This is a genomic window from Bradyrhizobium sp. NDS-1 (assembly GCF_032918005.1).
Lineage (GTDB): Bacteria > Pseudomonadota > Alphaproteobacteria > Rhizobiales > Xanthobacteraceae > Bradyrhizobium > Bradyrhizobium tunisiense.
Map to the genome: position 1 here is coordinate 4231769 of NZ_CP136628.1, position 16626 is coordinate 4248394.

At 65.0% G+C, this 16626-nt stretch carries 13 protein-coding genes; 10 read left to right on the plus strand and 3 right to left on the minus strand.

Translation table 11 applies throughout. The annotated features are described in order from the left end of the window. The first annotated feature begins 125 nt into the window (after nucleotides 1-125). A complete protein-coding gene (locus RX330_RS19980) occupies nucleotides 126-3002 on the plus strand; it encodes a valine--tRNA ligase (protein ID WP_317239515.1) in 2877 nt (958 codons plus the stop codon). Nucleotides 3003-3036: 34 nt separating this feature from the next. On the opposite strand, the gene RX330_RS19985 is transcribed toward RX330_RS19980, so the two are convergent. Then, the gene (locus tag RX330_RS19985; protein ID WP_317239516.1) at nucleotides 3037-3639 is read right to left on the minus strand and encodes a DNA-3-methyladenine glycosylase; all 603 of its coding nucleotides are present in this window, start codon (nucleotides 3637-3639) and stop codon (nucleotides 3037-3039) included. 130 nt (nucleotides 3640-3769) lie between these two features. Between RX330_RS19985 and lipA the strand changes: the two genes are divergently transcribed. From lipA to RX330_RS20000, 3 genes are all read left to right on the plus strand, one after another. Beyond that, nucleotides 3770-4726: a lipoyl synthase gene (gene lipA / locus RX330_RS19990; RefSeq protein WP_317239517.1), complete on the plus strand. Its 957-nt coding sequence runs from the start codon at nucleotides 3770-3772 to the stop codon at nucleotides 4724-4726. Between the two features lie 6 nt (nucleotides 4727-4732). Further along, nucleotides 4733-5215, plus strand: a complete 483-nt coding sequence (locus tag RX330_RS19995; protein ID WP_212085255.1) for a type II toxin-antitoxin system RatA family toxin — start codon at nucleotides 4733-4735, stop codon at nucleotides 5213-5215. 102 nt (nucleotides 5216-5317) lie between these two features. Next, nucleotides 5318-6097 (plus strand): mechanosensitive ion channel family protein, encoded by a 780-nt coding sequence (locus RX330_RS20000; protein ID WP_317239518.1) that lies wholly within the window; start codon nucleotides 5318-5320, stop codon nucleotides 6095-6097. A gap of 6 nt (nucleotides 6098-6103) precedes the next feature. Here the strand turns inward: RX330_RS20000 and RX330_RS20005 are convergent, their stop codons facing one another. Together RX330_RS20005 and RX330_RS20010 are read right to left on the minus strand one after the other, a co-directional pair. Then, nucleotides 6104-6709: a CinA family protein gene (locus RX330_RS20005; RefSeq protein WP_317239519.1), complete on the minus strand. Its 606-nt coding sequence runs from the start codon at nucleotides 6707-6709 to the stop codon at nucleotides 6104-6106. A 4-nt stretch (nucleotides 6710-6713) separates the two neighbouring features. After that, complete coding sequence (locus tag RX330_RS20010; RefSeq protein ID WP_317239520.1) at nucleotides 6714-7895, minus strand: bifunctional 2-C-methyl-D-erythritol 4-phosphate cytidylyltransferase/2-C-methyl-D-erythritol 2,4-cyclodiphosphate synthase; 1182 nt, start codon at nucleotides 7893-7895, stop codon at nucleotides 6714-6716. 280 nt (nucleotides 7896-8175) lie between these two features. Between RX330_RS20010 and dusB the strand changes: the two genes are divergently transcribed. From dusB to hfq, 6 genes are all read left to right on the plus strand, one after another. Beyond that, entirely contained in the window at nucleotides 8176-9177 is a 1002-nt protein-coding gene (gene dusB, locus RX330_RS20015; protein WP_317243936.1) for a tRNA dihydrouridine synthase DusB, read from the plus strand. Then, nucleotides 9174-10343 carry a two-component system sensor histidine kinase NtrB gene (locus tag RX330_RS20020; protein ID WP_212085270.1) on the plus strand — a complete coding sequence of 390 codons (1170 nt, stop codon included), beginning with the start codon at nucleotides 9174-9176 and terminating at the stop codon, nucleotides 10341-10343. The genes dusB and RX330_RS20020 overlap by 4 nt, the downstream gene beginning before the upstream one ends. Nucleotides 10344-10352: 9 nt before the next feature. After that, nucleotides 10353-11795 (plus strand): nitrogen regulation protein NR(I), encoded by a 1443-nt coding sequence (gene ntrC, locus RX330_RS20025; protein WP_212085272.1) that lies wholly within the window; start codon nucleotides 10353-10355, stop codon nucleotides 11793-11795. A gap of 508 nt (nucleotides 11796-12303) precedes the next feature. Continuing rightward, on the plus strand, nucleotides 12304-14673 hold the full coding sequence (locus RX330_RS20030) for a sensor histidine kinase (protein ID WP_317239521.1): 2370 nt from the start codon (nucleotides 12304-12306) through the stop codon (nucleotides 14671-14673). A 17-nt stretch (nucleotides 14674-14690) separates the two neighbouring features. Beyond that, on the plus strand, nucleotides 14691-16061 hold the full coding sequence (locus tag RX330_RS20035) for a sigma-54-dependent transcriptional regulator (RefSeq protein ID WP_212085276.1): 1371 nt from the start codon (nucleotides 14691-14693) through the stop codon (nucleotides 16059-16061). A 310-nt stretch (nucleotides 16062-16371) separates the two neighbouring features. Beyond that, on the plus strand, nucleotides 16372-16620 hold the full coding sequence (hfq, locus tag RX330_RS20040; RefSeq protein ID WP_007591126.1) for an RNA chaperone Hfq: 249 nt from the start codon (nucleotides 16372-16374) through the stop codon (nucleotides 16618-16620). Nucleotides 16621-16626 lie beyond the last annotated feature (6 nt).

The following is a 16626-nucleotide window of genomic DNA, read 5'->3' on the forward strand; positions in this document are numbered from 1 at the left end:
CCGGCGGTTCGGCCCCGATATAGCCCTGCTCCCGTTGCATATTCGGCCTGCGGACCGGGCCGAATGCCCTTTGCCGCTGAGCTTCCCGTTGACTTGATCCGCCCACGCGGCTTTCTAACGACCCCATGATCGAAAAAAATTACCAGCCCGCCGATATCGAAGCCCGCATGTCCGTGGTGTGGGAGGACAGCCTTGCCTTCAAGGCCGGCCGTCCCGACCGCCGCGACGCCGTGCCGTTTACCATCGTGATCCCGCCGCCGAACGTGACGGGCTCGCTGCACATGGGCCATGCCCTCAACAACACGCTGCAGGACATCCTGTGCCGGTTCGAGCGCATGCGCGGCCGTGACGTGCTGTGGCAGCCCGGCACCGACCATGCCGGCATCGCGACCCAGATGGTGGTCGAGCGGCAGTTGATGGAACGCCAGCAGCCCAGCCGGCGCGAGATGGGGCGCGAGAAATTCCTGGAGCGGGTCTGGCAGTGGAAAGCCGAGAGCGGCGACACCATCATCAACCAGCTCAAGCGGCTCGGCGCGTCCTGCGACTGGTCGCGCGAGCGCTTCACCATGGACGAGGGCCTGTCGAAAGCCGTCGTCAAGGTGTTCGTCGAACTGCACCGCGAGGGGCTGATCTACAAGGACAAGCGGCTGGTGAACTGGGACACCAAGCTTCTGACCGCGATCTCGGATCTCGAAGTGCAGCAGACCGAGGTCAAGGGCCATCTCTGGTATCTGCGCTACCCGATCGAGGGCAGGAATTTCAATCCCGAGGATCTCTCGACCTTCATCGTCGTCGCCACCACGCGCCCCGAGACCATGCTCGGCGACACCGGCGTTGCCGTGCATCCCGAGGATGAGCGCTATCAGAAGCTCGTCGGCAAGAACGTGATCCTGCCGCTGGTCGGCCGCAAGATCGCGATCGTTGCCGACGACTATTCCGATCCGGAAAAGGGCTCGGGCGCGGTGAAGATCACCCCGGCGCACGATTTCAACGACTTCGAGGTCGGCAATCGCCACGGCCTGCGCCGCATCAGCGTGATCGACAGGGAAGGCTGCCTCGATCTCGTCGACAACGAGGACTATCTGCGCGACCTGCCCGAAGGCGCATCGCAGTTCGCTGAGGAGTTCCACAAGGTCGATCGCTTCGTCGCGCGCAAGCGCATCGTCGAGCGGCTGGAATCGTTCGGCTTCGTCGAGCGGATCGAGCCGCACACCCACATGGTGCCGCACGGCGACCGCTCGAACAGCGTGATCGAGCCGTACCTGACTGACCAGTGGTACGTCGACGCGAAGACACTCGCGAAACCCGCGATCGCGGCGGTCCGCTCGGGTGAGACCTCCTTCGTGCCGAAGAACTGGGAAAAGACCTATTTCGAATGGATGGAGAACATCCAGCCCTGGTGCATCTCGCGCCAGCTCTGGTGGGGCCATCAGATTCCGGCCTGGTACGGCCCTGACGGCAAGGTGTTCGTCGCCGAAACCGAGGAGGAGGCCGTCAGCCACGCGCTCGGCTACTACGTCGAGCAGGAGGTCATCACGGTCGAGCAGGGCCGCGAGATGGCGCTCGACCGCAACAAGCGCGAAGGCTTCATCACGCGCGACGAGGACGTGCTCGACACCTGGTTCTCCTCGGCGCTGTGGCCGTTCTCGACGCTCGGCTGGCCCGAAGACGCCCCCGAGGTGCAGCGCTACTATCCGACCAACGCGCTGGTGACCGGCTTCGACATCATCTTCTTCTGGGTCGCCCGCATGATGATGATGGGCCTGCACTTCATGAAGGAGGTGCCGTTCTCGACCATCTACATCCACGCCCTCGTCCGCGACGAGAAGGGCGCCAAGATGTCGAAGTCGAAGGGCAACGTCATCGATCCCCTCAGCCTGATCGACGAATACGGCGCGGACGCGCTGCGCTTCACGCTGGCCGCGATGGCGGCGCAAGGGCGCGATATCAAGCTCGCCACCAGCCGCGTCGAGGGCTATCGCAATTTCGCGACCAAGCTCTGGAATGCGTCCCGCTTCGCCGAGATGAACCACTGCGCCGTGCCGGATGGTTTCGAGCCTGCGAAAGCGAAGGAGACGCTGAACCGCTGGATCGCGCATGAGAGCGCGCACACCACGCGCGAGGTGACCGAGGCGATCGAAGCCTATCGCTTCAACGATGCCGCGGGGGCGATCTATCGCTTCGTCTGGAACGTCTATTGCGACTGGTATGTCGAGCTCGCCAAGCCCGTGCTGCTTGGCCCGGACAGTCCCGCCAAGGACGAGACCCGCGCCATGGTCGCCTGGGCGCGCGACGAGATCCTGAAGCTGCTGCACCCCTTCATGCCCTTCATCACCGAAGAGTTGTGGGAGGTGACGGCGAAGCGCGACGGCCTGCTCGCACTGGCGCCGTGGCCGCTGAAGCGGGACGAGCCGACACCGGAGCAGCTTGCGATGCTTGCGGCGACGACAGGGCCGATCGATCCGCTCATCTCGCCGGCCTGGGTGCTGCCGATCTTCGACCATGCCGACTTCACTGACCCTGCGGCCGAGGCCGAGATCGGCTGGGTCATCGACCTCGTCACTCAGATCCGCTCGGTGCGCGCCGAGATGAACATCCCGCCGGCGACGCTGACGGCGCTGGTGCTCGCCGGCGCATCGACTGAAACGAAGGAGCGCGCGCCGCGCTGGACCGATGTCATCAAGCGCATGGCGCGGCTGTCGGACATCTCCTTCGCCGACCGTGCGCCCGACGGTGCGGTTCAGTTGCTCGTGCGCGGCGAGGTGGCCGCGCTGCCGCTCAAGGGCGTGATCGACGTCGCCGCCGAACGCACGCGTCTCGACAAGGAGATCGGCAAGGCCGACGCCGACATCAAGCGCGCCGAATCCAAGCTGGCGAACGAGAAATTCGTCGCCAACGCGGCCGAGGAGGTCGTCGAGGAGGAGCGCGAAAAGCGCGAGGCCGCGCTGGCACGCAAGACCAAGCTGCTCGAAGCCATGGAACGGCTGAAGCAGGCGTCCTGAAGCGTTTTCCAGCGAAGTGGAATGGGCTCTGTCCCTATTTCGGAAACGGCTTGCTGAGAAACTTCGAGCCCCTGACTCCGTAGCGCCAGGGCAGTTCGACCGCCTTGGTAATGCCGATCCGGATGCCGGTCACGACCTCGACGTCCTCCGTCCGCGCATGCAGTGCGATCGGCGGCCGGTCCAACGGCAGGGCGTTGTGCGCTATGGTGATGCCGAGCGCCTCGGTCAGCTTGCCCGGGCCCGAGCAGAGCGCCTGCAAATCCTGGAGATGACGGCGGCGGCGCATCGCAGCCAAGCCATGCGTCGGCTCCAGCGCGCGGATCAGCACGGCGCTCGCCGAGCCTTCCTCCTCGCAGACAAAATTGACGCACCAGTGGATGCCGTAGGAACGGTAGACATAGGCATAGCCGGGAGGGCCGAACATCACCTGGTTCCGCGCCGTCGGCCCGTGATAAGAATGCGCCGCCGGGTCGGTATGATGATAGGCCTCGACCTCGACGATGATGCCGCCGACGCCGTCGACCAGCATCGTCGCGCCGATCAGGTCGGGCGCGACCTCGTGGACGCTGCGGCCGAAAAAGGCACGCTTGAGCGGCTTGCCGAGCCGCGGTGTTGATGTCTTCGGAGTTGGAGCCATTCGAGGTGAGAATCGCTTGAGAACAGAGCAGGATATTGCCCATATCTGCCATGTTCCCTGAAGCGGTGCGAGCCGGGTTGCGATGCCTGTCCAGACCGACTAGGTAGGACCTGAACAGACCGGACACCCCATGGTCGTTATTGTCGATACCATCTCGAACCCGCTGCGCCCGCGCCACCCCGAAAAGGTGAACCGGCCTGACTCCGCTTCCCCGCCGAAGCCGGACTGGATCCGCGTGCGCGCCCCCAATACCCGCGGCTATGCCGACACCCGCAACATCGTGCGGTCCAACGGCCTGCACACGGTATGCGAGGAGGCGGGCTGCCCGAACATCGGTGAGTGCTGGGACAAGAAGCACGCCACCTTCATGATCATGGGTGACACCTGCACCCGTGCCTGCGCCTTCTGCAACGTCAAGACCGGCCTGCCGAATGCGCTGGACGCGGCGGAGCCGCAGAACGTCGCCGAGGCCGTCGCCAAGCTCGGCCTTGCCCATGTCGTCATCACCTCGGTCGACCGCGACGACCTCGCTGATGGCGGCGCCCAGCATTTCGCGGAGACCATCCGCGCCATCCGCGCGGCATGCCCCTCGACCACGATCGAGATCCTCACGCCCGACTTCCTGCGCAAACAAGGCGCGCTCGAAGTGGTCGTTGCCGCCAAGCCCGACGTCTTCAACCACAATCTCGAGACCGTGCCGTCGCGCTATCTCACGGTGCGGCCCGGCGCGCGCTATTTCCACTCGATCCGGCTGTTGCAGCGGGTCAAGGAACTCGATCCCACCATCTTCACCAAGTCCGGCATCATGGTCGGCCTCGGCGAGGAGCGCCACGAGGTGCAGCAGGTGATGGACGATCTGCGCTCGGCCGAGGTCGATTTCCTGACCATCGGCCAGTATCTCCAGCCGACCCGCAAGCACCACGCCGTGATGCGCTTTGTGCCGCCGGACGAGTTCGCCTCCTACGAGAAGGTTGCCTATACCAAGGGCTTCCTGATGGTGTCGGCGAGCCCGCTCACCCGCTCGTCGCATCATGCCGGCGAGGATTTCGCGAGACTGAAGGCCGCGCGGGCCGCGACCGCCCGCTGAACCGCCATGCCCAAATTTTCGAGCAAGCGCCGTGTCAATCACAGCGCCTCCGAGATGTTCGATCTGGTCGCCGACGTCGAGCGCTATCCGGAGTTCGTGCCGCTGTGCAGCGCGTTGAAGGTGCGCCAACGGATGGCCAAGCCCGACGGCACCGAGGTGCTGGTCGCTGACATGACGGTGTCGTTCAAGCTGGTCAAGGAATCCTTCACCAGCCGGGTGAGCCTCGACCGCGCCAATTTGAAAATTCTCGTCGAGTATCTGCAAGGCCCTTTCAGCAATCTCGAAAACCGCTGGACGTTCGAGCCCAAAGGCCAAGAGCAGGGCGATGGCGTCTGCGACGTCGGGTTCTTCCTGTCCTACGAGTTCAGGAGCCGCATGCTTGCACTGTTGATGGGCTCGATGTTCGATGCCGCCTTCGCGCGATTCTCCACCGCCTTCGAGAAGCGGGCGGATGCGATCTACGGGCGACCGAAGCTGGCCTCGTCGTAGTCCTTAAGATCGGGAGTGTCGGGCCGTGTTCCCCTCGGCCGCCACGAGGGATCAATTCGCACTGCCGCGAGTTCAGTACGGATTGTCCGGGTTGGAGCTGCCATGACGATCAATTTCGACACGCTGAAGGCCTCGCTCGTCCTGTATGGCTTGAACGCGATCTATGCGGTGCTGTTGCTCGCGATCGGCTGGTATCTGTCCGGCGCGATGCAGCGGTTCGTCACACGCCTGTTGAACGTCACGCACCGCGTCGACCCGCTGGTGACCTTGTTCGTGGGCAGTCTTGCGCGCTACGGCGTGCTCGCGGTGGTCGGCATCGCCGTGCTCCAGCTCTTCGGCATCCAGACCGCGAGCCTTGTCGCCGTGCTGGGCGCGACATCACTCGCCATCGGCCTCGCGCTTCAAGGCACGCTCTCCAATCTTGCGGCCGGCGTGATGCTGCTGCTGTTCCGGCCCTTTCACATCGGCGACGACGTCGAGGTGGCCGGAAAGGCGGGCAAGGTGAAGTCGCTGTCGCTGTTCATGACCGAGCTGGTCGCGCCCGACAACACGCAGATCCTGTTGCCCAACGGGCAGGTGTGGGGCGCGGCCATCATCAACCACAGCGCCTACCCCGGCACGGGAGAGGTCAAGGTGGCTTTTCCGGTCCCGGCCGGCGTGGCCAATACGCTTGCGGATCGCATCCTCGAGGAGCTTCGCAACGACTCTCGCATCGACGACCAGGCGCAACCGACGGTCTCGGTCACAAAGGTGCTCGACGTCGGCAATCCCGCGGCACCGATCCTGGAATTGACGGTCAGCGCGAAGGCGAAACCCTCGGAGGTCGGAGCGGTCAAGCAGTGCGTGCTCGACCATGCCAGCGCGCTGCTCGCGGTGGCGTGAGGCGCGTCAGCTCCGTGGCGACCGCGTCGGCCTGCGCTTCACCGCGTGCCGCCGCGGCGAGCGGGTGACGCGCGGGCGCAGGCGGGTTGCGGCGGCGCGCGGCTTGGTCGCGGCCTGCGGGCCGCGGGCGAGGTCCATCAGCATGCGCAGCGCCTCGACGACGGAGCGCTGACGCACGGCGGTGCGGCCGATCGCGCCGAAACGATGCTCGCGGTGGATGATCCGGCCATCGCGCGCGGCTGCTGCGAAGTGCACGAGACCGACCGGCTTGCCGGGCGTTGCACCGCCGGGACCGGCAATGCCGGTGATGGCGACGGCGAGATCGACGCCGGCACGCTCCAGCGCGCCGACGGCCATCGCGGTTGCGGTCTCCTTGCTGACGGCGCCGAAATTGGTGAGCGTGCTCGCCTCGATCCCGAGCATCGCGCGCTTGGCATCGTTGGAATAGGTGACGAAGCCGCGATCGATGACATCAGAGGAGCCGGGGATGTCGGTCAGCGCGCCGGCGACAAGGCCGCCGGTGCAGGACTCAGCGGTCGCGATCGTCAGCTTGCGCATCCGGCACAGATCGAGCAGCGAGCGGGAGAGGGCGCGTGCGTCGCTGCCGCCCATGATCCTACATGCTCCAGGGAAGACGGATGGTGGCGCTCGCGGTGGCCGCGATGCCTTCCTCGCGGCCGGTGAAGCCGAGCCGCTCGCTGGTGGTCGCCTTCACCGCGACGCGCGAGACGTCGATGCCGGAGATCTCGGCGATGCGTGCGCGCATGGTGTCGCGCAACGGGCCAATCTTCGGCCGCTCGCAGATCATGGTGACCTCGAGATTGGCGATGCGGCCGCCGCGCTGGGTGACGCGCTCGATGGCGTATTTCAGGAACTGGTCGGAGGAGGCGCCCTTCCACTTCGCATCGCTCGGCGGAAAGTGCGAGCCGATGTCGCCGTCGGCGAGCGCGCCGAGGATGGCGTCGACCAGCGCATGCAGGCCGACATCGCCATCGGAATGGGCGAGAAAGCCTCTAGTATGCGGCACGCGCACGCCGCAGAGCATGAGGTGGTCGCCCTCGCCGAAGGCGTGCACGTCGTAGCCGGTGCCGGTCCTGATATCGCCAAGCTGGGCAGCCAGGCGCGCTTCCTCGCGCACGAAATCCTCGGGAGTGGTGAGCTTCATGTTGGCAACATCGCCTTCAAAGGTTGCAACCGTCAATCCCGCCCATTCGGCAATCGCGGCATCGTCGGTGAAATCGCTGCGGCCGTCCTTCGCCGCGCGACGATGCGCCTCGAGGATGACGTCGAAACGAAAGGATTGCGGCGTCTGCGCGATTCGCAGCCGCGCGCGATCCGGCGTGCCCTCGACATGGCCGCCATCGCCCGTGAGCTTGATCGTGTCGGTGACGGCAATGGCGGGGATCGCAGCGCCGGTGCGGCTCGCCGCCTCGATCGCACGCGAGATCAATCCTTCCGAGACGAAGGGGCGGGCGGCGTCATGGATCAGCACGATATCGGGCCGGTGCTTGACCAGGGCCTCGAGGCCGGCAAGCACGGACGCCTGCCGCGTCGCCCCGCCATTGGTCGGCGGCTCGTGCCGGAGCCCCGCGACCGCGGCCGTGAACATCGCGCTGTCATCGGGATTCACCACCGGCTGCACCGCGAACACGTCGGCGTGGCGGCTGAAGGCTTCCATGGCGCGATAGATCACGGGCACGCCGCCGATCTCGCGATATTGCTTCGGCCCGCCGGCGCCAGCGCGCAAGCCCCGACCGGCCGCGACAAGGACGACTGCGGTGCGCTGTGATTTCGCCATAGGACTCAAATACTCAATTGATGATGAAGAGTCGGGGGAGTGGGGTGATTGCCGCATGCCTCTAGCACGGCAGGCCCGCAAAAAAAGGGGGTTTCCCCGGATTGTTGGAAACAGCATTTTGCTGCACTGCACTTGCAAGATTTGCAGAATTGTCTAAACTGTAGGCATGACGCTTGACTGCACAAGAATTGTGCGCAAGATAGGTCATGGCAGGCGCGATGAGGCGCCGCCCAGTGACGAGACCCCTGTGACCGGTTCAGCAATATCCGGCTCTAAGCCGCTGAAAATAGGCGATATTGATGTCGCCACCCCGGTCTTCCTGGCGCCGATGTCGGGGGTGACGGACTCGCCCGTCCGCAAGCTGGCCGCCGAGCTTGGGGCCGGTCTCGTCGTGTCCGAAATGACCGCGAGCGATGAGCTCGCCAACGGGCACCGGAGGTCCCGGTTGCGTTGCGAAGCCACCGAAATCGGCCCGCACGTGGTCCAGCTCGCCGGGTGCGAGACGCACTGGATGGCCGAGGGGGCCCGGATCGCCGAAGCCGAAGGCGCCGATATCATCGACATCAACATGGGCTGTCCGGCCCGCCACGTCACCGGCGGCCAGTCCGGCTCGGCCCTGATGCGCGACCTCGACCATGCCGTCAGCCTGATCGAGGCGACCATCGCGGCGGTGAAGGTGCCGGTGACGCTGAAGATGCGGCTCGGCTGGGACGATCGGACGCGCAACGCACCGGAGCTGGCGCTGCGCGCGGAAGCCGCCGGAATCAAGCTCGTCACGGTGCATGGCCGCACCCGCAGCCAGTTCTACAAGGGCGAGGCCGATTGGGATGCGATCCGCGCCGTGCGCGAAGCCATCGCCATTCCGCTCGTGGTCAACGGCGACATCACCACTTATGACAAGGCGCTCGCCGCCCTCGAGGCCTCCGGCGCCGATGCCGTGATGATCGGCCGCGGCGCGCAAGGCCAGCCCTGGCTTCCGGGCCAGATCGGCCGCCGCCTGAAGGGTGGGGCGGAGGAACTAGCGCCCTCGCTCGCGACCCAGCTGCATTATGTCCGCACGCTCTATGAGGGCGTCTGTGCCCTCTATGGTTTCCGCATCGGCCTCAGGCACGCCCGCAAGCATCTGGGCTGGGCGCTCGACGTCGCGGCAGAGGCGAGCCGGGCGCCGGCCGAGACGCTGAAATCCTGGCGCCAGAAGATCCTGACCTCCGAAGATCCGCGCCTCGTTCATCAATCGCTGCAAGACGCCTTCGACGATTTCGCGTGGAGGGCTGCAGCATGACCTCGGCCGCCGAACATCGCCGCCCGTCCGACAGCGACGCGATCCTGGATGCGCTTCCCAATCCCGTGTTGATGATCGGGCCGGACGGCAAGATCGTCGCCGCCAACATCGCGACCGAAGCCTTCTTCGAGATCTCGACGCAATTCCTGAAGCGGCAGTCACTGAAGGAGCTGGTCCCGTTCGGCAGCCCTCTGCTGGCGCTGATCGACCAGGTGCGCTCGTCGAACTCGCCGGTCAACGAATACAAGGTCGATCTCGGCACGCCGCGCATGGGCGGCGACCGCCAGGTCGATCTGCACGTCGCCCCGCTCACCGAGCGGCCCGGCCATATCGTGGTAATGCTGCAGGAGCGCTCCATCGCCGACAAGATGGACCGCCAGCTTACCCATCGCAGCGCGGCGCGCTCGGTGATCGCGCTGGCCGCCATGCTGGCGCACGAGATCAAGAACCCGCTCTCCGGCATCCGCGGCGCGGCGCAGCTCCTGGAGCAGCAGGCCTCGTCGGAAGACCGCATGCTGACACGCCTGATCTGCGACGAGGCCGACCGCATCGTGACGCTGGTCGACCGCATGGAGGTGTTCGGCGACGAGCGCCCCGTGGTGCGCGGCCCCGTCAACATCCACTCCGTGCTCGACCACGTGAAGCGGCTGGCGCAGTCCGGCTTTGCCCGCAACATCCGCTTCATCGAGGATTACGATCCATCGCTGCCGCCGGTGCTGGCGAACCAGGACCAGTTGATCCAGGTGTTCCTCAACCTCGTGAAGAACGCCGCGGAAGCCCTGATCGATGTGCCCGACGCCGAGATCCAGCTCACCACCGCCTTCCGCCCCGGCGTGCGCCTGTCAGTCCCCGGTCAAAAATCCCGGGTATCCTTGCCGCTCGAATTCTGCGTGAAGGACAACGGACCGGGCGTGCCGGACGATCTCCTGCCCAACCTGTTCGACCCCTTCGTGACCACCAAGCAGACCGGCTCGGGGCTGGGACTTGCGCTGGTCGCCAAGATCGTCGGCGATCACGGGGGCATCATCGAATGCGAATCTCAGCCGCGCAAAACCACCTTCCGCGTGCTGATGCCGATGTATTCCACATCGGTGAAACATGCCGATCAAAGCAGTCGCGCCGACTCTGCCGGGAAGTCGTCGCCTGTGTCACAGGGGGCGAAATGAGGATTTACGATGCCCGCAGGTAGCATTCTCGTAGCTGATGACGATACCGCCATCCGCACCGTACTCAATCAGGCACTGTCCCGGGCCGGTTATGAGGTCAGACTCACCGGCAATGCCGCAACACTGTGGCGCTGGGTCAGCCAGGGGGAAGGCGATCTCGTCATCACCGACGTGGTGATGCCGGATGAAAACGCCTTCGATCTGTTGCCGCGGATCAAGAAGATGCGGCCCAATCTGCCTGTCATCGTCATGAGCGCGCAGAACACGTTCATGACGGCGATCCGCGCTTCCGAGCGCGGGGCCTACGAATATCTGCCGAAACCCTTCGACCTGAAAGAACTGATCGCCATCGTCGGCCGGGCGCTGGCCGAGCCGAAGGAGCGCGTCTCGACGCCGGACGAGGACGCCGAGATGGAGGCGATCCCGCTGGTCGGCCGTTCGCCGGCGATGCAGGAAATCTACCGCGTGCTCGCGCGCCTGATGCAGACCGACCTCACCGTGATGATCACGGGCGAGTCCGGAACCGGCAAGGAGCTGGTGGCGCGCGCGCTGCACGATTACGGCAAGCGCCGCAACGGCCCGTTCGTCGCGGTCAACATGGCGGCGATCCCGCGCGACCTCATCGAATCCGAATTGTTCGGCCATGAGCGCGGCGCCTTCACCGGCGCCAACACCCGCGCCTCCGGCCGGTTCGAGCAGGCCGAGGGCGGCACGCTGTTCCTCGACGAGATCGGCGACATGCCGATGGAGGCGCAGACCCGTCTGTTACGCGTGCTGCAGCAGGGCGAATACACCACCGTGGGCGGCCGCACCCCGATCAAGACCGACGTGCGTATCGTCGCGGCCTCCAACAAGGATCTGCGCGTGCTGATCCAGCAGGGCATGTTCCGCGAGGATCTGTTCTTCCGCCTCAACGTCGTGCCATTGCGGCTGCCGCCGCTCCGCGAACGCATCGAGGATCTGCCGGATCTCGTGCGGCACTTCTTCACGCTGGCCGAGAAGGACGGGCTGCCGCCGAAGAAGCTGGATACCCTGGCGCTGGAACGGATGAAGCAGCACCGCTGGCCGGGCAACGTGCGCGAACTGGAGAATTTGGCACGGCGTCTCGCGGCGCTCTATCCGCAGGACGTGATCACCGGCTCCGTCATCGACGGGGAACTCGCCCCACCCACGGTCAGTCCGGGTGCGGCGGTCCAGCAGGGCGTCGACAATCTCGGCGGCGCGGTGGAGGCGTATCTGTCCTCGCACTTCCAGGGCTTCCCGAACGGCGTGCCGCCGCCCGGCCTCTATCATCGCATCCTCAAGGAGATCGAGGTGCCGCTGCTCACGGCCGCGCTCGCGGCCACCCGCGGCAACCAGATCCGCGCCGCGGACCTGCTCGGCCTCAACCGCAACACGCTGCGCAAGAAGATCCGGGATCTCGATATTCAGGTGTATCGGAGCGGAGGATAGCTCGCTTGCGACAAACGCCACACGCGTTTGCGCGGAGGTGGCTCAGCTCCCCCTACCAAAGCGGAGCTGAGCCTGTCCGGATCGCGCTGGCCGTTGTGGCTGACGCGGTGAGCAGAAGTCCGAGACGGACCTAATTGTTCCGCTGAAAAGGGACGATCCCGGCATTTGGCCGCAGGGCGCGCTGCCGCCCCTTATCTGACCAGGCGAGTTGATGTCGGCAGCATGGCAAAATCAGCTCGCTCCTGCAGACCTTGGCCATTGACCAGCAGGTCCGAGGCCACGATCAGCAGCAGCACAGCCGAAGCCATTATCGCGAGAAAGATCTGTCCATACCGGGTCAAGCCGGAATAGCCGGCTTCCGTTCCCGATGGTTTGGCATTGCGCTGTGGATGGGCCGCATCGCCCCGCTGAGGACGCCGCGGAATTGTCGCAATTCGGCAACAATGTGGTACGAATACATCAGTATCCGCCCCGTCGCGGACCCGTTTTCAGCACCGCCATTGCCGGAATGACCAGCGCAGACACCTCGGCCGCACACTTTGACACGGCCCCAGCAGATGAGCCCCGGCGTTGGTCGGCGAGGCGCTGGCTGGCACCCTTTGCCGTGGCACTGGCGTTGCTGTCGGCTTTCCTGACTTTCCTGGTCCTGACCGGCCTCACCACGATAGATCCGACGCCCGAGATCGTCCGCTCGCTCTACCTGATCAATGCGGCGACGATCCTGCTGCTGGTCGGCATCATCGTCCGCGAGCTCTGGCAGCTGATCCTGGCGCGGCGGCGGGGCAGGGCGGCGGCGCGCCTCCATGTCCAGATCGTCAGCCTGTTCTCGATCGTGGCGGTGCTGCCGGCGGTGCTGGTCGCCGTCGTTGCCAACGTCACCATCGAGCGCGGCCTCGACCGGTTGTTCTCCGGTCCCACCAAGCAGGTGATCCAGAACTCGCTGACGATCGCGCGCGCCTACATGCAGGACCATGCGCAGCTGATCCGAGGTGACATTCTCGGCATGGCCAACGACATCGCGCACGCCCGGCCGCTCTTCGACCAGGATCGCCGCTCATTCCGCGAGATGCTCACCGCCAGCGCCGGCTCCCGCAACCTGCCGGGCGCGATGATCATCGACAAGAACACCAACATCCTGGAATCCGCCGACACCGGCATGCGGCTCGCTTATTCGCCGCCGGCGCCCGACTTCCTCAGCAACGTCAACGAGAACGAACCCGAGATCGCGGTGCTGCCGGACGCGAGCTACGTTGCCGCGGTGATCCGGTTGCGCGCCTTCAACGACACCTTTCTCTATGTCGCCCGACCGCTTGATCCGAATGTTGTCGCTCAGCTCAAGCAGACCGAGGTCAGCGTCGCCGAATACGCCCAGATCGAGTCGCGCCGCCTCGGCATCCAGGTCGCCTTTGCGCTGATGTTCGCGGTGATTGCGCTCACCATCCTGATGGCTTCGGTGCTGATCGGCCTCAACTTCGCCAATTCGCTGGTCTCGCCGATCCGGCGGCTGATGAATGCGGCTCACACGGTCTCGACCGGCGATCTCCACGTCCAGGTGCCGGTGCACCAGTCGGAAGGCGATCTCGCGCAACTCGGCGAGACCTTCAACAAGATGACGCAGGAATTGCGCAGCCAGCGCGACGAGCTCGTCAACGCCAGTGACCTCATCGACAGCCGCCGCCGCTTCATCGAGGCCGTGCTGTCCTCGGCGAGCGCGGGCATCATCGGCGTCGATACCTCCGGCAGCGTCGGCATCCTCAACCGCTCCGCCGAGAAGCTGATCGGGCACTCCGAAGCCGAGACGCTCGGCCACCCGCTCTCCGACGTGCTGCCCGAGCTCGACGAGATGATGAAGGCGGCGCGGGAGGGGACCCAGCGTCTGGTGCAGGGCCAGATCACGATCACCCGCGACGGGCAGGAACGCAATCTGTCGGTTCGGGTCAGCGCCGAGAAGAACCAGCCGCACGACAGTTACATCATCACACTCGACGACATCACCGAGCTGGTCTCGGCACAGCGCACCTCGGCCTGGGGCGACGTGGCGCGCCGCATCGCGCATGAGATCAAGAATCCCCTGACGCCGATCCAGCTCTCCGCCGAGCGCATCCGCCGCAAGTTCGGCAAGGACATCACCGAGACCAAGGACAAGCAGATCTTCGACCAGTGCACCGATACCATCGTGCGCCAGGTCGACGATATCCGCCGCATGGTCGACGAGTTCTCGCGTTTCGCGCGGATGCCGAAACCGGTGATGGAAGGCGAGGACGTCGCCGACGCCGTGCGGCAGGCGGTGTTCCTGATGAAGGTCGCCCATCCCGAGATCGATATCGAGGCCGAGTTCAAGCAGGATCCGCTGCGCGCTCAGTTCGACCGGCGGCTGATCTCCCAGGCGGTCACCAACATCGTCAAGAACGCCACCGAGGCGATCGAGCAGGTCCCGCCGGAGGAACTCGGCCGGGAAAACGGAAAAGGCCGCATCGATGTCGTGGTGTCGCGCGAAGGCGGGGACGTGCTGATCGACGTGGTCGACAACGGCATCGGCCTGCCCAAGGTCGCGCGCTCGCGTCTGCTCGAGCCGTATGTTACCACACGCGCCAAAGGCACCGGACTTGGCCTTGCCATCGTCGGCCGCGTGCTGGAGGACCATGGCGGGCGCATTGAGCTGAAGGATGCTTCCGACTTTCGCGAAGGCCAGCGCGGCGCCTGGATGCGGATGCGCTTTGCGATCTCCGGGCAACCCGCGAAGGCCGAGCGAGCAGAGCAGGCCGGCGCTGCTGTCAAGGGTCAGGCGCAGGAAACAAAAGAGCCGGCGGCCGAAACCAAAGAGCCGGCTGAAAAGACCAATGATTCAACGAAAATCGAAGCCTCAACAGGTAGCTGACAAGGCGGGCGCGACCCATGGCAAGTGAAATTCTGATTGTCGATGATGAGGCCGATATTCGGGATCTCGTTGCGGGCATCCTCGAGGACGAGGGCTTCGTGACCCGGACCGCGCGCGACAGCGATTCGGCGCTCGCCGAGATCGCCAACCGCAGGCCGCATCTGGTGTTCCTCGACATCTGGCTGCAGGGCTCCAAGCTCGACGGCTTGCAGCTCCTGGAGCAGGTCAAGAAGGACAATGCCGACCTGCCGGTGGTGATGATCTCCGGGCACGGCAACATCGAGACCGCGGTCGCGGCGATCAAGCGCGGCGCCTACGACTTCATCGAGAAGCCGTTCAAGGCAGACCGGCTGATCCTGGTCGCGACCAGAGCGCTGGAGAACTCGCGGCTCAAGCGCGAGGTCAAGGAGCTCAAGCAGCTCGCACCCAGCGCCAGCCAGCTCGTCGGCCGCTCGCCCAGCATGAACCAGCTGCGTCAGACCATCGAGCGCGCGGCCAAGGCCAACAGCCGCATCCTGATCGTCGGCCCCGCCGGCGCCGGCAAGGAGCTGACCGCGCGCACGCTGCACACGGCCTCGGGCCGTGCCGACGGTCCCTTCGTCGTCATCAACGCCGCCGCGATCACGCCCGAGCGCATGGAGCACGAGCTGTTCGGCATCGAGCAGTCCAATGGCGAGCAGGCACGCAAGCCCGGCGCGCTCGAGGAAGCCCATGGCGGCACGCTGTTCATCGACGAGATCGCCGACATGCCGCGCGAGACGCAGAACAAGATCCTGCGCGTGCTGGTGGAGCAATCGTTCCAGCGCGTCGGCGGCACAGCCAAGGTGCAGGTCGATGTGCGAATCATCTCCTCGACCGCGCGTAATCTCGAAGAGGAAATCGCGGCCGGCCATTTCCGCGAGGATCTCTATCATCGGCTCTCGGTGGTGCCGATCCGGGTGCCCGCGCTGTCGGAACGGCGCGAGGACATTCCGGAATTGATCGACTACTTCATGGAGCAGATTTCGGCCGGCAGCGGCCTGCCCAAGCGCCAGATCGGGCAGGATGCGATGGCGGTGCTCCAATCGCATGTCTGGCCGGGCAATGTGCGCCAGCTCCGCAACAACGTTGAGAGAGTCATGATTCTAGCTGCGGGTGGCCCCGAGGTCATCATTACCGCCGACATGCTGCCGCAGGACGTCGGCTCCATGGTGCCGGCGATGCCGACCAGCAACAACGGCGAGCACATCATGGGCCTGCCGCTGCGCGAAGCGCGCGAAGTATTCGAGCGCGACTATTTGATTGCACAGATCAGCCGTTTTTCAGGAAATATTTCTCGAACAGCCGAGTTCGTTGGCATGGAACGTTCGGCGCTGCACCGGAAGCTGAAGGCGCTCGGTGTCGGCTAGAGCGTTTTCGGGCGAAGTGGATACCGGTTCGCGTAAAGAAAACGCGTCAAAACAAGAGTCTAACGCCGCGAGCCTGCGGTGACATCTCGGGGATAGGTCAGGAAAATCATCGATTTCCGTAGTCTTTCGGGGCAATAGGGCGTGCCCTGCCGCGTGAAGCGGCTTGCCTAAAAGGTCCACCTGTCCTCTAATCGCACAGCTGTTCCTTCCGAGGGGGATCTCATGAGGAACGGCAACCGGGAGAGGCCCCGAACATCACAAAGAGGGCCGCAACCGGCGCAATAAAAAGAAACTCAAAGCGAGAAAAAAAATGGCGGCAGACCGCGCACAAAACCTACAGGACACCTTCCTCAATCACGTTCGCAAAACCAAGACGCCACTGACGATCTTTCTGGTCAACGGAGTGAAGCTCCAGGGCATTGTGACCTGGTTCGACAATTTCTGTTTGCTGCTTCGGCGCGACGGTCACTCGCAGCTTGTCTACAAGCACGCGATCTCGACCATCATGCCGGGCGCACCGATTCAGTTGTTCGAAGGCGGCGAGGATCAGCCGGCTTGAGAGTGA

What these genes read in the sequence shown, in the direction of transcription:
- RX330_RS19980 (WP_317239515.1), top strand. Translation starts at nt 126, where the DNA reads ATGATCGAAAAAAATTACCAGCCCGCCGATATCGAAGCCCGCATGTCC.
- RX330_RS19985 (WP_317239516.1), bottom strand. Translation starts at nt 3,639, where the DNA reads ATGGCTCCAACTCCGAAGACATCAACACCGCGGCTCGGCAAGCCGCTC.
- lipA (WP_317239517.1), top strand. Translation starts at nt 3,770, where the DNA reads ATGGTCGTTATTGTCGATACCATCTCGAACCCGCTGCGCCCGCGCCAC.
- RX330_RS19995 (WP_212085255.1), top strand. Translation starts at nt 4,733, where the DNA reads ATGCCCAAATTTTCGAGCAAGCGCCGTGTCAATCACAGCGCCTCCGAG.
- RX330_RS20000 (WP_317239518.1), top strand. Translation starts at nt 5,318, where the DNA reads ATGACGATCAATTTCGACACGCTGAAGGCCTCGCTCGTCCTGTATGGC.
- RX330_RS20005 (WP_317239519.1), bottom strand. Translation starts at nt 6,709, where the DNA reads ATGGGCGGCAGCGACGCACGCGCCCTCTCCCGCTCGCTGCTCGATCTG.
- RX330_RS20010 (WP_317239520.1), bottom strand. Translation starts at nt 7,895, where the DNA reads ATGGCGAAATCACAGCGCACCGCAGTCGTCCTTGTCGCGGCCGGTCGG.
- RX330_RS20020 (WP_212085270.1), top strand. Translation starts at nt 9,174, where the DNA reads ATGACCTCGGCCGCCGAACATCGCCGCCCGTCCGACAGCGACGCGATC.
- ntrC (WP_212085272.1), top strand. Translation starts at nt 10,353, where the DNA reads ATGCCCGCAGGTAGCATTCTCGTAGCTGATGACGATACCGCCATCCGC.
- RX330_RS20030 (WP_317239521.1), top strand. Translation starts at nt 12,304, where the DNA reads ATGACCAGCGCAGACACCTCGGCCGCACACTTTGACACGGCCCCAGCA.
- RX330_RS20035 (WP_212085276.1), top strand. Translation starts at nt 14,691, where the DNA reads ATGGCAAGTGAAATTCTGATTGTCGATGATGAGGCCGATATTCGGGAT.
- hfq (WP_007591126.1), top strand. Translation starts at nt 16,372, where the DNA reads ATGGCGGCAGACCGCGCACAAAACCTACAGGACACCTTCCTCAATCAC.